Raw genomic sequence first — 21,458 nt, 5'->3', positions numbered from 1 at the left:
TCACATGCGAGGTTCCCATTTTACTTCTTCGGCATTTAACTCATGGGCCATCTGGCGGCTGAGGACGAAGAGAAAATCAGAGAGGCGGTTGAGGTACATGATAACTAACTCAGCCACGAAAGAGTCTTCCTGGAGCTGAATGGCCAGCCGTTCGGTACGTCGGCAGACGCACCTGGCAAGATGAGCGAATGATACAGACTGGTGCCCGCCGGGCAGAATGAACACGCGCAACTCCGGCAAGCCATCATTCATACGGTCCATTTCCTGTTCCAGCAACGCAATGTCCTCCGCGTGCAGGTCAGGAATCTTCATTTTCGACTTCTCGGGGTCGGAAGCTAGCGATGCACCGATGGTGAATAGCCGATCCTGAATTTCTTTGAGCAACGGGCGACGGGCGGCATTTACCTCTTGGTCGCGCACTAGGCCGATATAGGAATTCAGCTCATCCACCGTCCCATAGCACTCAATACGCAGGCTGGACTTGGGCACACGCGTGCCGCCGATGAGGGAAGTCAGGCCCTTGTCGCCGGTTTTGGTATAGATTTTCAAACGAGAAGCAGAAAAAAGGTGAAGGATAAATCCTACTACCCGCAACGCCCCAAAAGGTTCTGGAGGACTGGCTAATGGCTGGCCAGCTGATGCGCAGCCATGTCCTGGTTGAACACATCAGATTCCACGAGACCGTCACGCAGGCGCACGATACGGTGCGCGTGCCGGGCAATATCCTCTTCGTGGGTGACCATAATAATGGTGTTGCCACGCACGTACAACGCCTCAAACAGCTCCATGATTTCATGGCTGGTACGGGTGTCGAGGGCACCGGTTGGTTCGTCGGCCAGGATAATGCTGGGGTTGTTGACGAGGGCCCGCGCAATGGCGACGCGCTGTCGCTGCCCACCCGAAAGCTCATTGGGCTTGTGCAGAGCACGCTCTGCCAGTCCAACGCTACGTAACGCCTCCCGAGCCATTTCCTGCCGCTCGCTCTTGCCATAGCCGGCGTAGATAAGTGGTAGGGCTACGTTGTCGAGGGCCGTAGCGCGGGGCAGCAGGTTGAAGGACTGAAACACGAAGCCGATTTCCCGGTTACGAACATCGGCCAACTGGTTGTCCGTCATGTTGCTGACGTCTTTGCCGTTGAGGATGTAGCTGCCGCCCGAAGGCGTATCGAGGCAGCCTACGATGTTCATGAGGGTGGATTTGCCTGAGCCCGAGGGGCCCATAAAAGCAACATACTCGCCGCGCTGAATGGTAATGGATACCGATTGCAGGGCGTGAATTTCCTCCGTCCCCATCCGGTAGACCTTGGAAATATCAGTGGTTTCGATGACGGGAGGCAGCATAACCAAAGGGCCGGGGTTAGTTCCAGGGGGCGGTGGCGGCCGCCTTAACCGTGCGGCGCGCCTCATACTCTGTACGAAAGGTAGCGTAATCTGCGGGGGAAAGCAATGTGCCCAGCCGGTAGAGCGGTGACTGGGCGTACTCCGTGAGGCCTACCGGTACTGAGGCCAGCACGTAGGCTTTCAATAGCGGAATGGAGACGGGGTTTACCTCGATGCCACGGAGCAACGTGTTGTAGGCTGCATTATAGTCGCGCCGGGCGGTATGGAAAGCCGCCGCCGCTACCAGCGCATTTTCGGCAAAGGGAGCTTCCTGAACCAGCTGCGCATACAGGCGGGCTGACTCCTGAGGCTGCTTGGCAGCTTCGGCGAGAATCGCCTGGAAGTACAGGCGCTGAAACTGGTCGAAGCCTATGAAACGGCCCTTCTGTACCAATTGACGCAACTCTGGTACTTGTCGGCCGCGCACATATAATTCCCCGCGGAGCACATTCCAAGGCGATGCACCGGTAGCAGTTATGGCCGGCGCGTACTGCTTCACCGCCTGTTGTACAGCGGGCAGCTGCCCCGTCTGCAAAGCCCGGGGCAGCTGGGCCAGCAACGCAGTAGTGCGCAACGCCTCATTCGTAATAGACAAAGCAACTGGCACCTGCTGGGCCGCCGGTAGCTCGTCGCCACGCACTACTAGGTATTGCGCCCGTAACGAGTCCGGGGCCTGGAGGTAACGGGAACGGAAATCCGGTTCCAGAATGGTAAGCAACCGCTGGATGGAAACTGCCTCAGCGGGCGTGGCACCCGTGAGGGCCCTGGCGGCAACTCGGCGGGCAGAGTCGGGCTGGTTGATGAGTGCCAGCGCATAGGCTTCCGGTAAGGCCGCCAGTGCGGAGCCGTTTTGCCGGGCCTCGTTAAGGCGGGCAGCGGCCGGTACTGTAAGGCCCTGGTCAAGCAGCCACAAGCCCTGCAGTTGCTGGTAATATGCCGTAGCCGGACTGGAGCCGGTGGCCAGCGGCACAATAGTCGTCTGAGCTGCCACGGGGCGGCCGCCGTAGTGCTGGGTAAAAGCCCGCAGGAACGTCAGCTGGTCGAGGTAGCCCTCATTAACCGGACGAGCCGCCAGACGGGGCAGCAAGGGCAGCAGCGTAGTGTCGTGACGTAACGCGCGGGACAGGCCCTCATGGTATAGCCGGGCGAAACGGGCGGGGAAAAGTACAGTCGCAGTGTCGGGCGAAGCAGTAAGGGTAGCCGGCTGACCCGTGAGTTGGGCCAACAGCAAGACATTGCTTTGCACGGCATCATCAGGGCTGGTGGCAGACGCTTGTGCCAGTTTGGTGGCCTCGGGCCACTGCTGTTTGCTAATGAGGTAGGCCAGCTGATTGGCCCGGAACGTGGGGTTGTCAGGAGAGGCTGCCTCAGCGCGGTCCTGATAGAACGCTACCGAATCGGTTAGGCTGGAGCGGGAGTAGAGTTGGGCCAGGTCGCTGTTGAGGACGGCGCTATTGGGAGTGCTTTTCAGGGCCTGGCGCAATACGGCCAAGCGGTCGAAAAAGTCGCTCGGCTCATTGTAGAGAGCTGCCAGCCGCAGGGAAATCTTTTCGGAAGGGCGGCGGGACAAGGCGCGGCGCAGAATGTTGATTTCGTTCTGGCGTTGCAAACGGAACCGGTAAAGGGCCGCCCGCCCCAAGCTGGCTTTGTGGTTGTGCTGATCGAGCACGTCACTCTCTGCATAGTACCGCTCAGCCAGCAAGGCCTGTGCCATATCATCGGGTGCGTACTCGCTTTCCAGGCGCGACAGGTCGCCCAGATTATTGAAGGATGCTGCCTGTACCTGATCCAGCACAAAGAAGTTATTGCGCATTTCCACCGCTGCCAGCACTGCCAAGCCTAGGATGTACATGGCATAGAACGGAAAGCGGCGCGGCTCGAAGACCACCCGGTGCACGGGCAGCTTTTTGCGCAGTAAGGGAGCAAAATTCAGCAGCACGTACAGGAAGAAGGATCCACCTACGCACAAAAATGCCAGGGCCGTGAAGTCGCGGCCGGCCTGTAGCATGGGGTCATTGGCGGTGGCCAGGGCATAGCCCAGCACCGCTGCCGCCAGCAATACCAGCACGAGGTATACTGTAGGTGTGGCCAGCTGAGCAGGCACCCAATCGGCGAACGTAACGGCCCGGCGGCGCAGGCCCAGCCAGCCAATCAAAACGGCCGGAATCAGCAGCACGAAAGGGTCGAGGTGCAGGCCGGGCAGTACCAGTAGCTCGCTTTGGTTCAGGTAATACAGCAGCAGCATGCCCAGGTACAATCCGCTTGCCAGCAGAAAAGGCAGCAGCCCGTAGCGGCCGGCCGGCGTTTCGGCCTGGGTATTGAGCCAGAGCAGCCCGTGAAGGTTCTCAAACGCTACCCATACTACCAACAAGGCGAAAGCAACGGCTCCGCTGGCCGTGAAAAAGGCACTCAGATGCAAGGCCGTAACTTCCGCCGGACCGGGGCTATGCAGGAACAGCAGGGCCCCAAGCCCGGCCACCAGCGCGGCAAACACCCCCAGGCGTAGTCCGAACGAAGTATCGGGGCGGAAGGCGTGGAAGTAGTAGGCTGGAAGACCCAGACCTGCCAGCGCCAGCAGCAAAAAATACTGTTTCTGCCCATCGAAAATGCCCAGCAAATCCGCGTTGAGCGACATCAGCAGGAAAATGACCAGCGCCATACCGGCAATAAAAGCCGGCCGCGCCAGACTGCTGGCCGTAGCCAGAAAATACACCAGGGCCACTCCCAGCAAGGCAACCAAGGCAAAGGCCGCATCGGGCCGCAGGAAGGGACCGGCTACGTCGTAGGTCTGGGTAATGAGGTAGCCGTTGGCCTGTACGGGCAGATTTTCGGTCCCGATGGTTACTTGCGCTACGGTAGCTGGTACCGGCGTCAATTGTGCCACTGCCTGCACGGGCAGCACCGTGTCTTCGGCGGTGAAATAATGCCAGCCTGCCAGCACTACGGCCACCGCCGCGCACAAAGCCAGAACCAGGAGCGGGCCGCGCCAAAAGTTGGGACGGCCGGGGGCGGGGAGCAGGGCAGGAGCAGGCACCGGCAGCTATTCCAGCACTTTGGGTACGCGGAAATAATCGGAATCCTTGCGCGGGGCGTTGCGCAGGCCGTCCTGGTGGCTTACCGAATTATACGCCTCATCGGGGCGCAGCACATTGATTTCCTGGGAGAGGTGCACGAGAGGCTCCACGTCATCGGTATTGAGTTGGCGGAGCTGGTCTACCCAATCCAGAATCTTGTTCAGGTCGCCGAGCATCTGCTGCTCTTTGGTATCGTCGAATTCGAGGCGGGCCAGATGGGCCAGGCCGCGGAGGGTGGCAAGGTCGGTACTCACAGGGAGAAGAAAAGTAAAAGAGGAAAAGTCAAAAGTAAAAGGCGGCCGACAAAGCTAGGCCGGCATGCGTTGGCGGGCCGGCTGGCGCCAAATGCTGGGTTCCGGCACGCCGCCAGCTTCCGGTTGAAGGGCACTGGCAATAACGTCGTAAGCACGTTGCTTGATACGTGGCGCATCGGCGGCTGTGAGGCCGGTGGTGGCAATCGGCTCGTGCACGATGATGGCCAAAGGCGAGTAGCGCACCCGCAGCCCTCCAGGAACATCGGGCATGAAGCGGTGGTTCAGCGGCATGGTAATGGGTACAACCGGTACGCCCGCCGCAATAGCCAGCTGAAACGCGCCGTCCTTGAACTCGTCCAGCAACTGCCCTGGCTGCTTGCCAATGCGGCCTTCGGGAAAAATAACCACCGAGCGGCCCGCTTCCAGCGTGCGGCGGGCCTGCACCATGGCCCTGCCCCGACTCACGGCACTGTCCCGGTCGACGGTGATATACGCACTGCCGAAAATAGGCCCCCAAGCGGGCACTTTGGCCAGGGAGCTTTTACCCATAATATTGAGCCAGCCCGGAATAGTACGGAATAGCAGCAGAATATCAATGTAGGAGCTATGATTGGCTACGTACACATACGGCTGCTGCACCGGCAGCGGGGAAGCACGCACTGTTTTAACCGGTACACCCCACATGAAAATAGACAGCCGGCTCCAGGTCCGGTTAAGCGTATGCAGATGCCGGTGCCATTGCGGCCGGCGGCTCAGTACTAGTTGCAGCGGGTACGTCAGCACAAAAGGCAGCACGAACCAGAACGTAGCCCAGGTGGTGTACAACCGATGACCGATATAACGAAACAGGCGCGACATAAGCACAAAAGTACGGTGTTAAGCGAGGAATGTGGCGAAGCCGGCAAGAACCGCCCGTCCGCGTGAACAACCGATGAACTACCCGGCCACTTTGGTCGGCCGGGCGATGCTGCGCTGAAACCACTTCAGCTACCCAGCAGCCGCGCTGCTTTCAGCAGTCCGGCCACGCTGATGGCATCGGTAATGCGGTTATCCATTACCAACTGCACGGCCTCGCTTAGGGGAAGCTTCCACAAGCGCAGGTCCTCGGTTTCTTCCGGCTCGGTTTCGCCCTGGGTCAGGTCCTGGGCCAGAAAGACGAAGCCTTCCTCATCCGTCACCGAGTTGGAAGTGTGCAGGCGCATGATGTTGGTCCAACGGCCAGCCAGCAGCCCGGTTTCCTCGCGCAGCTCCCGCTGGGCCGACTCCAGAATATCCAGCTCCACGGGGCCGCCGCCCATCGGAATTTCCCAGCTGTACTCATTCAGGGTATAGCGGTACTGGCCTACCAGCCACGTATTGCCGTCGGCATCTACCGGAATAATGCCCAGGGCCTTGTTTTTCATGGATACAACCCCATAAATACCCGGGTTGCCGGCCGGGTTGATGATGCGGTCCTCGCGCACCCGAATCCAGAGATTCTGGTACTTTAAGTCGGTGCCCTGCACTTGCCAGGGGTTATGGTTTTCGTCGAAATCAGGGCCGGGAAAAGTGGACATATGCGGTAGGATAAACAGTGCGGAACGGCCGTAAAGATAGGAGGCCAGGCAGCTTGGCTCAGGGAAGATTTTCTCTCGCCGGGCGGAAGCCGCCGTTGGCCGGGTAGCGTGCCCTGTTGATCAAATAAGGCTGGACGTCCGCCCCTTCATCCACTACATTTGACTTACTAATTATTCAGCGCGCGTAGGGTTCATGGAAAGGAAGACTCTGACCGCGTAGTGTTGGTGCCTGGCAAAAGGAGTAGGGTGGATGAATGACATTTTGCCGGCCAATGCGACGGAAAAGGCCGCTGCCTCGGGCAGCGGCTTTTTTATTTTTTTGCCACCGCCGGAATAGGATTTAGCCTAGCTGCCCCGTGAGTCGGCCCAAATCCTGTAAGCTCCGAAAGCCAACCCCGCACGAAACGGCCGCGTAACTAGCCTTTACCGACCGTTCACTTTCCGGCCGGTGTCTTGTTTTACTATGGCGAACCAATCGAAAAACCAGGCAGCTCAACCCCAACCCGGCGACCCGCTATTCAACCTGAAACACGCCGAAGCCGAATCGGCATTAGTTCAGAATACCGGCGGCCTTGGCCCCACCACCAACGTCTACACAACCACCGACGAAGAAGAGGACCTGGACGAAGGTCCCCGCGACAAGCAAGGCTTCCGCCGTGGCGAATCGGCAGCTCCAGAAGCCGGCTCCACGGCTGGCAGCCACTAGCTCTCGCCCCGCGCGCAACGCATAGTTGTATCATTATCCCAAAGAAAAGCCTCCGCAGGTGCTCCGGCCACTGCGGAGGCTTTTTGCTGCCTCAATAGCCCGGCCCAGGAATTGGGCGCGTATTTTTGCGGCCTATGCTACTTATTTCCCATACCGGCGAGCCGCTGGAAGCTGGCCTTGACGAAGCCGGCCGGGGCTGCCTGGCCGGCCCGGTATTCGCCGCCGCCGTTATTCTGCCCGCTAATTTTGCGCCTCAATTTCTCAACGACTCCAAGCAGATGACCGCCAAACGGCGAGAATTAGTTCGGACTGAAATCTGCCGGGAGGCCATAGCCTGGGCCGTTGCCGAAGCCTCACCGGAAGAAATTGCCAGCATCAATATTGCGCAGGCTAGCTACTTGGCCATGCACCGGGCAGTAGCCCAACTGGATGTAACGCCCACGCATCTGCTCGTGGATGGTAACCGGTTCAAAGCGCACGCTACGCTGCCACACACCTGCATCATCGGGGGCGACGGCCTCTACCGCAGTATTGCGGCGGCCTCAGTGCTGGCCAAAACGTTTCGTGATGAGCGGATGAGCGAATTAGCCGTGCAGTATCCGGAATACGGCTGGCAGCAGAACGCCGGGTACCCAACGGCCCTGCACCGCGCCGCAATTCGTGCTTTTGGCCCTACCAAACACCACCGTATGGGTTTCCGGTTGTTGTAAACTTAAAACTCCCTCAAACGCACACCGGCCCGGCAACTGCTGGTTGCCGGGCCGGTGCAGACTACGAAAAAAAGGTTGTTGCCAGCCCTAGTCCTTCAGCCGCAACAGATCCAGAAATAGGCTGAAACCGTCAACAGTGGTACCACCTTCCCCAAAACTATCGAAGCTAAGGGGCTTAATGATGTATCCACTCACGGCTAAGTCCTGGGCTTTCAGGCGGTCGGTTTCCAGGTCGGAGGTGGTAGTGATGAACACGTTCAGGCCCACAAAATCGTGGTCGGAGCGCAGAATTTCGAGCAACTCCAGGCCGTTCATACGGGGCATATTCAGATCGAGCATTACCACGCTGGGCTTCGGAATCTGGTCCTGGCCGCCTTCGCCGCGCAACATATTCAGGGCTTCGCGACCGTTGCGAGCAATGTGCAGGGGTACGTTTACGTTGTGCTTGCGCAACTCACGCTGGACATTCATGATATCCATCTGGTCATCTTCTACCAGCAGGATGCTCGGTTGTTCCGCTTCAAGGTTCATAAGTGAAAACGCGTAGTAAAGGCCACCTAGGGTGGGCATTTATACGGCAGTTACCGCGCAAGGGTGGAATTTGTTGTGGAAATGGTTGGCTCTACCCGACGGCGGGGTGGCTCCTTCGGCCAGGTAAAAATGAAGGTGGCCCCCTGTCCTTCAATTGATTCAACGTGGATGGAGCCGCCCTGGCGCTCCACAATCTTCTTCACGATAGCTAGGCCTACACCGGTGCTTTCCAGCGTATCCCGCTCCGTAAGCGTCTGAAAAATGATGAAAATCCGCTCGTGGTATTCCGCCGCAATGCCGGGGCCGTTGTCGGCTACGGAAAAGGTATAAAACTTAGGCCCTTCCACGCAGCCGATGCGGACCAGCGCGTTTTCGAGCCGATGGTGGTACTTAACGGCGTTGCTGATGAGGTTGGTGAACACCTGCTGCAACTGCACGCGGTTGGTCTGAATGGTGGGAAGATAAAACGGCAGCTCCACCTCAAAGCCGGCCGGCAACTCCAGCGAATCGACGATTTCACGCAGCAGTTGGCGCACGAATACAGCCTCGTCGGCCTGCGGTGTGCGGCCGATGCGGGCTAGGTCCAGAATGCCGGTGATGAGGTTTTCCATGCGCCGCACACGGGTTCGCATCAGCACCAAAAACTCCTTGATGTGCTCCGGCAGGCCCTGGCCCAGGTCTTCCTCAATCCAGCGCGAAGCCGTTTCGATGCCCCGCAGCGGCGCTTTTAAATCGTGCGACACCACGTAGGCAAACTGATCCAGCTCCTGATTGCGCCGCTCCAGCTGCCGGATGTTGGTGTTGATGGTATCGGTCATGGTGTTGAGCGAAGCCGTCAGCTCCGTCAGCTCATCATCGGCCGTATCCTGCATCTGGGTCGAGTAGTCGCCGCCAGCAATGCGCTGCGCCTGCACCACCATACCGCTGATGCGCCGCGAAAACTGCCGCACTAGGTACGAAGCATACAGCAGCCCCAGAAAAATAGTCACCAGCGTAATGCTCACCGACAGAATCCGGGTTTCGCGGATGCTGTCCTGCAGTTTCACGCGCTGCTTCACCCGGATTTCGGTTTCTTCCTTATCGAACACCCCGAACAGCACCCGAATCTGATCCATCAGGATTTTGCCGGTGAGGTCGGTGGTAAGGTTGCGGTGCTCCAGGCCATCGAGGCCGGTTTGGTTGGGGTTGCGCCGCAGTGCTTCTCGCTTTTCGCCAATGAGCAGGTGCGAATACGCGGCCCACTGCTGAAACAGGTATTGGGCCCGAACCAGGCGCTCATACTGTGGGGTGCCAAGCGTGAGTTCATTACGCAGCTCGGCAAAGCGGCCCAATAGGTTCCGTTCCCCTTCGTAGTAAGGCGACAGGACGGTTTCGTTGCCGATGAGCAGATAGCCCCGGAAACCGGTTTCCATATCAATAATATTGCGCAGCAGCGTAGTGGCCTCGCCGGTAATCCGCTGGGAGCGTTCCACGCGCTGGGAGTTGCGCAATACCGCCCGCGAGAGTTGGTAGTTGATGACCACTACTGCCGCAAACAGCGCCGAAATGACCAGAAAGCCCGCGAATAGTTTGGTAGAGAGTTTCAGCTTCATGCAGCAGGAAATGCGACGGGCGCGGCTAGTTAACGGCCGCTGCGGACAGAATCTTCCATCGTACGCAACAGCCTGGTAATTTGGTCAGCCAGCCGGTTGATTTCTGTCAGTTCGGCGATGGCCGCGTCCTGCTGGCCGGCGTGGTGCATATCGAGCAGGCGGCTGGCTTCGCGGTGAATCTGGGTGTGGAGGCGGTCCAGCTCCCGGCTTTCGGACAGGTGGCCAAAATCGGGGAGCACGCGCTGGGTTAGCCAATGGCCAAAGGCGCACTGCTGCGGGTCGCGGATGGGACCTTCGGCGGTCTGGCTGCCGAACAGGGCGGAGCGGAGCTTGGATTTGAACAGCATGTGCTTGATGCGGGCAGCATCAAATTCCTGCTTGAGGTCGTCGGACATGAGGGGAGGGAGCGGAAAGCGCCGGTTCGGCTGGTTGCGGGCTGGTCCGGGCGTCGTATGCGGACAAAGATAACGAAACCCGGGCGCGTCCGCCCGGCCATAATTGGCTACTTTCGCGCCACCACCACGGGCCGGCCGGCGCGTCGGGCGCTGGTGGCTTGCTTGGTATCCTCAGTTTTTACCTTCCACTCCACCCCATGTCCGACACGCTCAAAACCGTTCCACTCAATGATGTGCACCAGCAGCTGGGTGCCAAAATGGTGCCCTTCGCGGGCTACAACATGCCCGTGCGCTATTCCTCCGACTTGGATGAGCACCACACCGTGCGCCGGGCCGTGGGTATATTCGACGTGTCGCACATGGGCGAGTTCCGGGTGCGAGGCCCCCAGGCCCTCGACTTGATTCAGCGCGTGACCACCAACGACGCCAGCAAGCTCGCGCCCGGCAAGGCCCAGTACAGCTGCCTGCCCAACCAACAGGGCGGCATCGTGGATGACTTACTGGTGTACATGCTGGCCGAGGAAGACTATCTATTGGTCGTAAACGCCTCCAACATCGACAAGGACTGGGCCTGGATTCAGCAGTTCAATACCGCCGGGGCCGAGATGGAAAACATTTCGGAGCAGATGAGCCTGTTCGCGGTGCAGGGGCCCAAGGCCACGGCCGCTCTGCAGAGCCTCACCGACGCCGACCTCTCGGCCATCCCGTACTACTCCTTCGTGCAAGGCACCTTTGCCGGCGCACCCAACGTGATTATTTCGGCCACTGGCTACACTGGCGCGGGCGGCTTCGAGCTGTACGTGCCCAACGCGCATGCCAAGCAGGTATGGGACGCCGTGATGACGGCCGGCCAGCCCTACGGCCTCAAGCCCATCGGCCTGGGGGCCCGCGACACGCTGCGCCTGGAAATGGGCTACTGCCTCTACGGCAACGACATCACCGACACCACCTCGCCCCTGGAAGCCGGTCTGGGCTGGATTACCAAGTTCACCAAGGACTTCACTAACTCCGAGAGCCTGAAGGCCCAGAAGGAAGCCGGCGTGGAGCGCAAGCTGGTGGGCTTTCTGATGGACGGCCCCGGCATCCCGCGCGGCCACTACCCGCTGGTGAACGAGGCCGGCGAGTCGATTGGCGAAGTAACCAGCGGTACTCAGTCGCCGAGCCTGGGTAAGGGCGTGGGGCTGGGCTACGTGCAAACCGAGCTGAGCAAGCCCGGTAGCCAGATTTTCGTGCAGGTGCGCGGCAAGAATCTGCCCGCCACCGTCACCAAGCTCCCCTTCGTGCCCGGCACCGAGGAGGTCTAATTACAAACTAAAGCACAGTAGAACGTCATTCCGAGCGGAGCGAGGAATCTCGCGTGCTGACGTTGCAGAAGTACCTTTCTGACGTCAGCACGCGAGATTCCTCGCTCCGCTCGGAATGACGTTCTGTTTCCTTACTGTCTGTCATGTCATCTTCCCAACTCCCCACTCTTGATATCTGTTTTTCGCCCGAACTGCTGCCGCTGTATGACCTGCGCGGCAAAGTAGCCGTGGTGGTGGACGTACTGCGGGCCACCAGTAGCATCGTCACGGCCCTGGCGCAGGGCGTCACGCACCTAGTACCGTTCAGTGAGCTGGCCGACTGCCGGGCGCAGGCAGCGGCTGGCTACCTCACCGCCGCCGAGCGGGACGGCCGCCAAGCGGAGGGTGTGGACCTGGGCAACTCGCCCTTTGGTTACTTGGATGGCGTGGTGCCGGTGCGGGGCCGAGCGGTGGCCATTACCACCACCAACGGCACCCGCGCGCTACACCTTTCCGCCGCCGCCGATGAGATAGTGGTGGGTGCGTTCCTGAATCTGGGAGCCGTGGCGGAGCACCTGCGCCGCCTGCAGAAGGACGTGGTGGTAGTGTGCGCCGGCTGGAAAGGCCTGTTTTGCCTCGAAGATACCCTGTTCGGCGGGGCGCTGGCCGCCCGCCTCCAAACCGATTTCGACACCACCAGCTCCGACGCTACCCTGGCCGCCCTCGACCTGTGGCGCGCCGCCGCCCCGGATCTGGCCAGCTACCTGTTGCAGTCGGCCCACGTACGCCGCCTCAACCACCTCGAGGCCCACAAAGACATGGAATTCTGCATTCGCCAGGACGAATACGACCTGGTGCCCGTGTTCCAAAACGGCCGCATTACGGCCGCAGTTGGATAACTACGGATTCGTTTTGCAACCCGCTCTATGCGAATCCAAGCCGACGGCGCTTGCGCGCCGTAACGAAACGGTATAGTGGCAGAAAAAATAATCGGGCACTATACAACCGCTGTATAGTGCTCGATTATTTTTTCTGCCACTATACATCCGTCAGAGGACGTCTGCATCCGCGCAATTTCAAAAACCCGTCTAAATCCGTGATTAGTGGTTGAACTGGGCTTCCTCGGTGCTGCCGACCAGGGCGCCGGTGCTGCTGAGGCCGCTGGTTACCACATTCTGCACGGCATCGAAATAGCCTGTGCCCACAAAAGCCTGGTGCTTCACGGCCTTGAAACCGTGAGGCTGGAGGGCAAACTCGCGCTGCTGCAGCTCCGAGTAGCCGGCCATGCCCCGGTCGCGGTAGGCCACGGCCAGCTCGAACATGCTGGTGTTGAGGGCGTGGAAGCCGGCTAGGGTGATGAACTGGAACTTGTAGCCCATGGCGGCCAGCTCCTCCCGGAAGGTGCTCATCTCCTGCTGGCTCAGCTTGGCCGCCCAGTTGAACGAGGGCGAGCAGTTGTAGGCCAGCAGCTTGCCGGGGAACTGCGCGTGAATGCCCTCGGCAAACTGGCGAGCCTGCTCCAGATCGGGGTGGGAGGTTTCCATCCAGATGAGGTCGGCGTAGGGGGCGTAGGCCAGGCCGCGGGCAATGCCGGCCTCCACGCCGCAGCGTACCCGGTAGAAGCCTTCGGACGTGCGCTCAGCTTCCTGCAGAATGAACGGCTGGTCGCGCGGGTCCACGTCGGAGGTGATGAGGTCGGCGGCGTCGGCGTCGGTGCGGGCTACTACCAGGGTGGGCACGCCCTGCACATCGGCGGCCAGGCGGGCGGCCACCAGCTTGTTGATGGCCTCCTGCGTGGGCACCAGCACCTTGCCGCCCAAATGACCACACTTCTTGGCCGATGACAGCTGGTCCTCGAAATGCACGCCGGCGGCCCCGGCCTCAATCATCATCTTCATCAGCTCAAACGCGTTGAGGTTGCCCCCGAACCCGGCCTCCGCATCGGCCACAATAGGCACCAGCCAATGCACCGCGCCCTCACCTGATACGCTCTGAATCTGGTCGGCACGGAGCAGGGCGTTGTTGATGCGGCGCACCACGTTTGGCACCGAGTCGGCGGGGTAGAGGCTCTGGTCGGGGTACATCTGGCCGGCGCCGTTGGCATCAGCGGCCACCTGCCAGCCACTGAGGTAAATGGCCTTGAGGCCGGCCTGCACTTCCTGCACGGCCTGGTTGCCAGTAAGGGCGCCCAACCCGGCCACGTACTCCTCGGAGTGCAACTGCTGCCACAACCGCTCGGCACCCTGGCGGGCCAGCGAGTACTCAATCTGTACCGAGCCGCGCAGCTTCAGCACGTCCTCGGCCGAATACGGCCGCTCAATACCCCGCCAGCGCGGATTTGTGGCCCAATCCTGTTGTAAGGCGGCAATGCGGTCTTGGTTGTTCATGGCAGTAAATGGTTAGTAGGTAGGGAAAGTGAAGGCAAAAGCGTGGCCCGGCCGGCTGGCAAAGCGGCTTTTTTAGGCTAGGATTAGGGTTTAGTGCCCCTCCTTAAAAAAGGAGGGGGCAGGGGTGGTTGATTCGTTGAACGGTGCCGCTTGGGTCGTTCAACTAAACAACATCAGCACGTGGGTCAACCACCCCAGCCGCGCCTTCGGCACAGCGTCCCCTCCTCAGCTGAGGAGGGGAGTTGCTCGTTCTAGGCCAGCTGCTCGTAGGCCGGCACGGTGAGGAATTCGATGAATTTCTCACTGGTTACGAGGCGGTCGAAGAGGCGGGCGGCTTCCAGGTAGCGGCCGGCCGTGTACTGCTCGGGACCCAGCGCTGCCTTTATGCGCTCCAACTGGTCGGGCAGCAGCTGGCGGTACAGCTCCAGCGTAACGGGACGGCCGTCGTCGAGGGTGGTGCCGGGCGTGTGTAGCCACTGCCACACCTGGGCCCGGCTGATTTCGGCGGTGGCGGCGTCCTCCATCAGGTTGTAAATCGGCACGCAGCCGTTGCCCCGCAGCCACGATTCCAGGTACTGCACGGCTACATCAATATTGAGGCGCAGGCCGGCTTCGGTTATATGGCCTTCCGGTGCCTGTACCAAATCCTGGGCCGTCACGTGCACGTCGTCGCGCTTGTTGTCAATCTGGTTGGGCTGGGGCATCAACTCGTTGAATACGTCCAAGGCCACCGGCACCAGGCCGGGGTGGGCCACCCAGGTACCATCGTGGCCGTTACGGGCCTCCCGGATTTTGTCCTGGCGCACTTTCTCCAAAGCGGTTTCATTGGCTTCGGGGTCGTTTTTGATGGGAATCTGGGCGGCCATCCCGCCCATGGCGTGCACGCCCCGGCGGTGGCAGGTCTGGATAACCAGCTGCGAGTAAGCCGCCATGAAGGGTACTGTCATGGTGACTTCGGCGCGGTTGGGCAGCCGGAACTCGGGGTTCAGCCCCAGCCGCTTAATGTAGCTGAAGATGTAATCCCACCGTCCGCAGTTCAGGCCCGCCGAGTGCTCCCGCAGCTCCCACAGAATCTCGTGCAGCTCGAAGGCGGCCGGCAGCGTTTCAATCAGCACGGTAGCCTTGATGGTGCACTTGGGCTGCTTCAACGACCATTGCGCAAACCCAAACACGTCGTTCCAGAGGCGGGCTTCGAGGTGGCTTTCAATCTTGGGCAGGTAGAAGTAGGGGGCCGTGCCCCGGGCGCACAGCTCGTGGGCGTTGTGGAAGTAGTAAAGCCCGAAGTCGAATAATGAGGCGCTGACTGGCTCCCCGTCTACCAGCATGTGCTTTTCCAGCAAATGCCAGCCCCGGGGGCGCACCATCAGCACGGCGGTCTGCTCGTTCAGGTGGTACTCTTTGGTGGGTGTACTCAGCGAGATGGTGCGGCGCACGGCGTCGCGCAGGTTGCGCTGGCCCTCCACCACGTTGGCCCAGGTGGGCGAGTTGGAGTCCTCTAGGTCGGCCATAAACACCTTGGCCCCCGAGTTCAGGGCGTTGAGGATCATTTTGCGCTCCACCGGCCCGGTAATTTCCACCCGGCGGTCCAGCAGGTCAGCCGGTAGGGGAGCCACCGTCCAAGGCTTTTCCCGGATGAGGCGGGTTTCGGGCAGAAAGTCGGGCAGCTTGCCGGCCGCAAACTCCTGCTGCCGCTCTTCACGCCGCTTCAGCAGCGCTTGCCGGGTGTGATCGAAGCGGCGGTGCAGTTCGGCCACGAAGGCTAGGGCTGAGGGCGTCAGAATTTCGGCGTATTCGGGCGAGTAGGCGCCCAGCACCTTCACCCGCTCGGGAGTGAGGAAGGTGAGCGGCGGTACTAGCGTCTGCGGTTCGGCGAAGGGCGACATAGGCTAGGCGGTTAGGTAAGTGGCAGATAGAAAAGAGGTTCCGAATGAACATGTCAAACGTACAAAAGCGAATTTTATTAAACAAGCGAATATTCGCTAATTTTTCAGAACAAGTGCAAAGGCGTAGATTTGCGGAGTAGTGCTGGAAAATTTGACTGACGTGCAAATACAGCATGCTTTCGGCTCCTCAGTTGTGCTATTCTGCTCCCCTTTGTACTTCACCACCCTATTCATATGCTGAGTCACGGCCAAGTTGTCCGGTTAATTTTCGGCCTGAAACTGCGCGAGTTGCGCCAGGAGCGCGGCTTCACGCCCGCCGAGCTGGCCCGCGCCTGCGACGTATCGGTGTCGTACCTCAATGAGATTGAGAAGGGCAAGAAGTACCCCAAGGCCGATAAGATTCTGAGCCTGAGCAAGGTGCTGGGCGTGACCTACGACCAGCTCACGTCGCTGACCTTGAGCCGCCGCCTGGAGCCCATTTCCGAGCTGCTGCAGTCGGATTTGCTGAAGGAGTTTCCGCTGGATATGTTCGGGCTGGACCCGTTGCGCATCGTGGAGCTGATTGCCGACGCCCCGGCCAAGATGAACGCCTTCATCAGCACGCTCTTCGAAATTGCCCGCAACTACGAGATGCGCCAGGAACACTTTTTTCTGGCCGCGCTGCGCTCCTTCCAGGAGATGCACGACAACTACTTCGAGGAGCTGGAGCAGGACGTACGCACGTTTGCGGTGGAGCACAAGCTGCCGGCCGCCGCGCCCTTGGACCGTGCCCAGCTGGAGCGCGTGCTGATGGAGAAATACGGCTACACCATCGACCGCGCCGGGCTGGATGAGTATGTGCACCTGGGGCGGCTGCGGTCGGTGTTTCAGCCCAAGTCGCGGCGGCTGCTGTTGCGGCAGGGGCTGAGCGGGGCGCAGGAAGGCTTCGTGCTGGGCCGGGAAGTGGCCTTCAACTACGTAGGCCTTAAAGAGCGGCCTTATGTAAATGCCTCCTTCCCAGTGCGTTCCTTCGAGGAGGTGCTCAATAATTTCAAGGCCAGCTACTTCGCCGGAGCCTTGCTGATGGAGGAAGAAACGCTGGTGCGCGACCTGACACGCTTTTTCAACGCCAAGAAGTGGGAGCCGGCCCTGCTACTGGAGTTGCTGGCCAAGTACGATGTGTCGCCAGAGATGTTCATGCAGCGCATCACCAACCTGCTGCCGCGCCATTTCGGCATCCAGAGCCTGTTTTTCCTGCGCTTTGACCAAGCCAACTCCTCGGCCGCCTTTAAGCTCACCAAGGAGCTGCACCTCTCGCGCCTGCACAACCCGCACGGCAATGAGCTGCACGAGCATTATTGCCGCCGCTGGATTTCACTGCGCCTGATAGCCGAACTGCGCCAGCAGCCCGCCACCCCCGACGCGCCCAACTATACGCTGGGTGCCCAACGCTCCCACTACCCCAACGGCGACGAGTACCTGTGCCTGACGCTGGCCCGCGCTGGCTCGGCCACCGAGCCTGCCGTAAGCGTGACTGTGGGCCTGCTCTGCGACGACAACCTGCGCCAGAAAATCCGCTTTCTCGACGACGCGGCCATCGTGCAGAAGCAAGTAAACGAGACCTGCGAGCGGTGTACCATCCCCGACTGCGAAGTTCGTGCCGCCGCCCCGGTAGAAGTGGAGCGCCGCCAGCGCCAGCAGGAACTGGAAGCTGCCGTAGCGGCGCTGGTGAACGAGCGGTAGGTGGCTTGGGGTTAAGCTGAAAAGAAAACCACGGTCATCCTGAGCTTGCGAACGACCTTATACACGCCTGAAGCCTGTTGAATGACTTGTTCAAGTGCTGTAAGGTCCTTCGTAAGCTCAGGATTACAGTTTTAAATACTTATCATCTTGCGTAGATTCTGGCTGATTTTCCTGCTGACGTTAAGCGTGGCCGTGCTAGCGGGGCTGGGCGGCGCGTGGTACGTGCTCTGGAAGCCCAACGTGCGGTACTCAGCGTTTGGGCCGGCCTACCTGTACATCCGCACTGGGGCCGACTACGGGTCGGTGCTGGATTCCTTGCGCAAATACGAGCTGTTGCACGACGAGGTGAACTTCGATAGGGTGGCGCGCTGGCAGAACTACCCGGCCCGGGTGCAGCCGGGCCGCTACCTGCTGCGGCCGGGGCTGGGCAACCGCGCCTTGGTGGAAATGCTGAGCCGGGGCGAGCAGGATACGGTGGCCTTCACCCTTGATGCTTTTAAGTACAAGCCCCAACTGGCCCGGCAGGTGGCGCGGCAGCTCGAAACCGACTCCATGAGCCTGCGCCGCCTGTTGCAGGATAATGCTGACTTGCAGCGGCGGTATCAGCTTGATACTACTACCGTGCTGACCATATTTCTGCCCGGACCCTACCGCCTGCTCTGGAACACCACGGCCCGGCAGTTTCTCGACTCGGCCGCCGCCACACACCGCCGCTTCTGGACGCCCGAGCGCCGCCGCCGTGCCGATTCCCTGCAGCTCAGCCCTACTGAAGTACACGTGCTGGCCAGCATCGTGCAGCGCGAAACCGCCCAGAAAACCGATAAGCCCCTCATTGCCGGGGCCTACCTCAACCGACTCCGCCGAGGGATGCGCCTGCAGGCCGACCCTACGCTGCTCTGGGCCATCGGCAACTTTGGCGTAAAGCGGGTGCTGAATAAGGATAAGCTGGTGGATTCACCCTACAATACCTACAAGCACAAGGGCCTGCCGCCCGGTCCTATCACCTCCGCCAACCGCCAGACCCTGGACGCGGTGCTCAAGCCTGCACGACACGATTACGTATTCTTCTGTGCCCGCCCCGACGGCAGCGGCTTTTCCGATTTTGCGGCCACGTACGCCGAGCACAGGCAGAATGCCCGCCGCTACCAGCAGCGCCTCGACAGCTTGGGCATCAAGCGGTAGGAGGCAAAATACTGGTGTGATAATTCGGCGACAGAAAGCAAAAAAACGCTCCGTGGTCAATCTTCCGCGTGCAATATTCGGCTCTCAACTCAGCTGAATTCCAGCTACCTTTGCAGCCTATTATCCGAAAAACTGCCTGCATGACGCGACGTTTCCTCCCTGTTGGTTTCTTGTTTCTTTCGTACGCGGCTTCGGCTGGTGGCTTTCAGAATGGCCCCCAGAATGCCCGTCTATTGGGTTTGGGCGGGGCCGCCACGGCCTACTCCCGCGACGCGTCGGGTATTTTCTACAACCCCGGTATCCTGGGCCACTTGGATTCGCTCACGCACCTAAGCTTCGGTGGTATGGGCACGGCCCGCACCACGTCGTTTCTGGGTACCGATTCCCGGCTCCAGACCAAGCAGGATTTTGTGGTTATGCCCGGCGGGTATTTCTACGCCACGCACCCCATTAACGACCGGGTGAAAGTGGGCCTGAGTATTAACACGCCCTTCGGCTACGATACCAAGTGGCCGTCCTTCTGGGAAGGCAGCAGCATAGTGCGCTCGGCCAGCATGCAGACGGTGTTTGTGCAGCCCACGGCCGCTTTCAAGGTGAATGACAACTTCAGCCTGGGGGCCGGCGTCATTTACGCCCACGGCCGCCTCAAGCGGGAGCGGAGCCTGGGTCAGTATGACGACCTGGAGGCCACGGCCCGTTACGAAGGCAGCGGCAGCGGCCTGGGCTACAACCTGGGCATGTACGGCCGTACCGGCGACGATTTGTCGTTTGGTATCAGCTTCCGGGGACCGGTAACGTTGAAAGTGAACAACGGCACCGCCGACTACCGGAACGTGCCGGCCCTGGATGCCGACCGGTATCCGGCCAGCTCTGGCTTCAATACGGAAGTAAAGCTACCGTCGTCGTTGGCGGTAGGTCTGGCCGACCAGATGACCGACAAGCTGCTGGTTACGTTCGATTTTGCCCTAACCGGCTGGAGCAGCTACGACTCGCTTAACTTCGAAGCCCAGACCGGCCCGCGCGTGCGCAACGGCCGCCGCTACGAAGATGCCATGGCCTTCCGGGTAGGGGGGGAGTACGAAGTCTCGAAAGACCTGCTGCTGCGGGCCGGCGTGAGCTACGACGAGTCACCGGTGCGCGACGAGTACATTTCGCCGGAGTTGCCCGACGGCAACCGCCTCGGGGGCGCACTGGGCGTGAGTCTGCGTCTGAGCAAAGTGATGCTGGACCTGGGCTACAGTCTGGATATGGCCGGCAACCGTACCGCACGCGTGAACCGCACCCAGTACCAGTCGCCCAATATTGCCGGTACCTACCGTACCATGGTGCACACCCTGGCCGCCGGGGTATCGTATTCGTTCGGCTCCAAGAAATAACTGCTACCGACCTTCCTCATGCAACGCTTTCATCTTCACTTTTCGGGGCTGACGTTTCGCCAGTCGATGCGGTATGCTGTTCTGCCGTTGGCTTTCGGTGGCCTGCTGGCCGGCTGCACGCCCGATCAAGCAGAGCCCACGCCAACTGCCGGCACCTTGGACGTGGCGAAGTATCTGGCTGTCGGCGACGGCTACACGGCCGGTATCAGCGACGGTGGTCTGACGGCCACTAGTCAGCAGTATGCGTATCCGGCGCTGCTGGCGCAGCAATTCATCCGTATTAATCCCCCAGCTACTTTCACCCAAGGGTTGCTGCCGATTGGTACCGGCACGGGCTACCTCACCCTGCGCGGGATTGATGCCCTGGGCCTGCCCCAGACCGCCCGCGTAACGAAAGGCCGGGCCGTGCGGGGTAACTACATTGCCAACCCAGCTGCCTGCGGCGGTGCCGATACGACGTTTCTGTACGCGCAGGCTCCCGCTTCGGCGCTCAGCCAGAACCTGGGAGTACCGGGCCTGGGCCTGACACAGGTGGAAGTGGTGGGATTGGGCAACACGGCTAATCAGTCGCGCACGGGTACTTTCAATCCGTATTTTGAGCGCCTGCTGCCTACCAATGACAACCGCACTTACCTGCAAACGGTGACGGATGCTTCGGCTAATGCCACGTTCTTTACCTTCTTTATGGGGTTAGGTGATGCGCTGCCTTACATCCTGAATGGTGGCGAGTGTGGCACGGCTCCCAGCAGCTCATTGCTGAATGCCAATGCCAAAAAGGTGCTGGACCGCCTCACGGCCAATGGCCGAAAGGGCGTAATTGCCCTGCTACCAACTATTCAGAACCTGCCCGTACTACGGCTGGGCGGCAAAGACGGTATCCGGGGAACTTTGACCCAAGGCAACAGCCCCGACTCCATTTATGTGCGGTCCTCTATTGCCAACATTGTACGGCCGATTGATGCCGGTGACTTTATTCTGCCCACAGGTCTTAGCCGGTTGGGCACGGCGGAGCAAGTAACGCTGCCCAACGGCACTGTTGTTACGGCCCGCTACGGCCTGAGCAAACGTAACCCCATCGTGCGCCGCGACGTGCTCGACTATACCGAATTCAGCCGGGTAAACTCGCCACTACTGGCCCTCAATACGGAGCTGAAACGTTTAGCCGATAAGGTGTACCTGCTGCCCACCGTGGATCTGGAAAACGAGCTGTTCTTCCAGGTAAACAAGCGTATTTCAGTGAACGGGGTGGAGTATTCCTCGGAGCCGGTACGGGGTAATTTCTTCTCGCTCGACCTGTATTCCCTCACGCCCCGGGGTAACGCCCTGCTGGCTAACGCGTTCATCAAAACCATCAACAGCAGCTACCAAGCGAATATTCCGTTCGTTGATCCGAATAGTCTGCCTACTACCGCGCGGCCGCAGTAGCTG

Annotated in this window: 19 protein-coding genes; 8 read left to right on the top strand and 11 right to left on the bottom strand. The window is 60.2% G+C overall.

The features are described from left to right. The 6 genes from HSW_RS16640 to HSW_RS16615 form a co-directional block, all read right to left on the bottom strand. Positions 1–549 carry a cob(I)yrinic acid a,c-diamide adenosyltransferase gene (locus HSW_RS16640; RefSeq protein ID WP_044002864.1) on the bottom strand — a complete coding sequence of 183 codons (549 nt, stop codon included), beginning with the start codon at positions 547–549 and terminating at the stop codon, positions 1–3. Between the two features lie 71 nt (positions 550–620). Continuing rightward, a complete protein-coding gene (locus tag HSW_RS16635) occupies positions 621–1,340 on the bottom strand; it encodes an ABC transporter ATP-binding protein (RefSeq protein WP_044002863.1) in 720 nt (239 codons plus the stop codon). Positions 1,341–1,356: 16 nt separating this feature from the next. After that, on the bottom strand, positions 1,357–4,413 hold the full coding sequence (locus HSW_RS16630; protein ID WP_044002862.1) for a tetratricopeptide repeat protein: 3,057 nt from the start codon (positions 4,411–4,413) through the stop codon (positions 1,357–1,359). A gap of 6 nt (positions 4,414–4,419) precedes the next feature. Then, positions 4,420–4,707 carry an Asp-tRNA(Asn)/Glu-tRNA(Gln) amidotransferase subunit GatC gene (gatC, locus tag HSW_RS16625; protein ID WP_044002860.1) on the bottom strand — a complete coding sequence of 96 codons (288 nt, stop codon included), beginning with the start codon at positions 4,705–4,707 and terminating at the stop codon, positions 4,420–4,422. Between the two features lie 54 nt (positions 4,708–4,761). Beyond that, positions 4,762–5,565 carry a lysophospholipid acyltransferase family protein gene (locus HSW_RS16620; RefSeq protein WP_081768460.1) on the bottom strand — a complete coding sequence of 268 codons (804 nt, stop codon included), beginning with the start codon at positions 5,563–5,565 and terminating at the stop codon, positions 4,762–4,764. 125 nt (positions 5,566–5,690) lie between these two features. After that, positions 5,691–6,263, bottom strand: coding sequence for an NUDIX domain-containing protein (locus HSW_RS16615; protein WP_052346542.1), 573 nt, complete (start codon positions 6,261–6,263; stop codon positions 5,691–5,693). 463 nt (positions 6,264–6,726) lie between these two features. On the opposite strand from HSW_RS16615, the gene HSW_RS16610 reads away from it, so the two are divergent. Together HSW_RS16610 and HSW_RS16605 are read left to right on the top strand one after the other, a co-directional pair. Continuing rightward, positions 6,727–6,969: a hypothetical protein gene (locus HSW_RS16610; protein ID WP_044002858.1), complete on the top strand. Its 243-nt coding sequence runs from the start codon at positions 6,727–6,729 to the stop codon at positions 6,967–6,969. 134 nt (positions 6,970–7,103) lie between these two features. Next, positions 7,104–7,679, top strand: a complete 576-nt coding sequence (locus HSW_RS16605) for a ribonuclease HII (protein ID WP_044002857.1) — start codon at positions 7,104–7,106, stop codon at positions 7,677–7,679. A gap of 87 nt (positions 7,680–7,766) precedes the next feature. Here HSW_RS16605 and HSW_RS16600 read toward each other — a convergent pair whose 3' ends face one another. From HSW_RS16600 to HSW_RS16590, 3 genes are read right to left on the bottom strand one after another with little or no spacing between them, the layout of a single operon-like run. Continuing rightward, positions 7,767–8,210 (bottom strand): response regulator, encoded by a 444-nt coding sequence (locus tag HSW_RS16600; RefSeq protein ID WP_044002856.1) that lies wholly within the window; start codon positions 8,208–8,210, stop codon positions 7,767–7,769. 50 nt (positions 8,211–8,260) lie between these two features. Next, positions 8,261–9,802 carry a sensor histidine kinase gene (locus HSW_RS16595; RefSeq protein WP_071883132.1) on the bottom strand — a complete coding sequence of 514 codons (1,542 nt, stop codon included), beginning with the start codon at positions 9,800–9,802 and terminating at the stop codon, positions 8,261–8,263. Positions 9,803–9,831: 29 nt separating this feature from the next. Further along, positions 9,832–10,197: a CZB domain-containing protein gene (locus HSW_RS16590; RefSeq protein ID WP_044002855.1), complete on the bottom strand. Its 366-nt coding sequence runs from the start codon at positions 10,195–10,197 to the stop codon at positions 9,832–9,834. Positions 10,198–10,394: 197 nt separating this feature from the next. Between HSW_RS16590 and gcvT the strand changes: the two genes are divergently transcribed. Both gcvT and HSW_RS16580 read left to right on the top strand, forming a co-directional pair. Continuing rightward, the gene (gene gcvT, locus HSW_RS16585) at positions 10,395–11,501 is read left to right on the top strand and encodes a glycine cleavage system aminomethyltransferase GcvT (protein WP_044002854.1); all 1,107 of its coding nucleotides are present in this window, start codon (positions 10,395–10,397) and stop codon (positions 11,499–11,501) included. Positions 11,502–11,644: 143 nt separating this feature from the next. Beyond that, entirely contained in the window at positions 11,645–12,379 is a 735-nt protein-coding gene (locus HSW_RS16580) for a 2-phosphosulfolactate phosphatase (RefSeq protein ID WP_044002852.1), read from the top strand. 201 nt (positions 12,380–12,580) lie between these two features. Here the strand turns inward: HSW_RS16580 and aceA are convergent, their stop codons facing one another. Continuing rightward, positions 12,581–13,867, bottom strand: a complete 1,287-nt coding sequence (aceA, locus tag HSW_RS16575) for an isocitrate lyase (RefSeq protein ID WP_044002851.1) — start codon at positions 13,865–13,867, stop codon at positions 12,581–12,583. A gap of 251 nt (positions 13,868–14,118) precedes the next feature. Further along, the gene (gene aceB, locus HSW_RS16570; protein ID WP_081768459.1) at positions 14,119–15,750 is read right to left on the bottom strand and encodes a malate synthase A; all 1,632 of its coding nucleotides are present in this window, start codon (positions 15,748–15,750) and stop codon (positions 14,119–14,121) included. Positions 15,751–15,984: 234 nt separating this feature from the next. Between aceB and HSW_RS16565 the strand changes: the two genes are divergently transcribed. The 4 genes from HSW_RS16565 to HSW_RS16550 all read left to right on the top strand — a co-directional run bounded on the left by HSW_RS16565 (position 15,985) and on the right by HSW_RS16550 (position 21,455). Next, positions 15,985–17,472, top strand: a complete 1,488-nt coding sequence (locus HSW_RS16565) for a helix-turn-helix domain-containing protein (RefSeq protein ID WP_044002849.1) — start codon at positions 15,985–15,987, stop codon at positions 17,470–17,472. A gap of 147 nt (positions 17,473–17,619) precedes the next feature. Then, complete coding sequence (gene mltG, locus HSW_RS16560; RefSeq protein ID WP_197031892.1) at positions 17,620–18,654, top strand: endolytic transglycosylase MltG; 1,035 nt, start codon at positions 17,620–17,622, stop codon at positions 18,652–18,654. A 170-nt stretch (positions 18,655–18,824) separates the two neighbouring features. Beyond that, complete coding sequence (locus HSW_RS16555; protein WP_052346540.1) at positions 18,825–20,030, top strand: OmpP1/FadL family transporter; 1,206 nt, start codon at positions 18,825–18,827, stop codon at positions 20,028–20,030. Positions 20,031–20,048: 18 nt separating this feature from the next. Continuing rightward, positions 20,049–21,455, top strand: a complete 1,407-nt coding sequence (locus HSW_RS16550; protein ID WP_155833014.1) for a hypothetical protein — start codon at positions 20,049–20,051, stop codon at positions 21,453–21,455. Positions 21,456–21,458 lie beyond the last annotated feature (3 nt).

It is taken from the genome of Hymenobacter swuensis DY53 (genome assembly GCF_000576555.1).
GTDB lineage: Bacteria > Bacteroidota > Bacteroidia > Cytophagales > Hymenobacteraceae > Hymenobacter > Hymenobacter swuensis.
The sequence above is the reverse complement of the archived record's forward strand: the minus strand, read 5'-3'. Positions and strand labels throughout refer to the sequence as shown.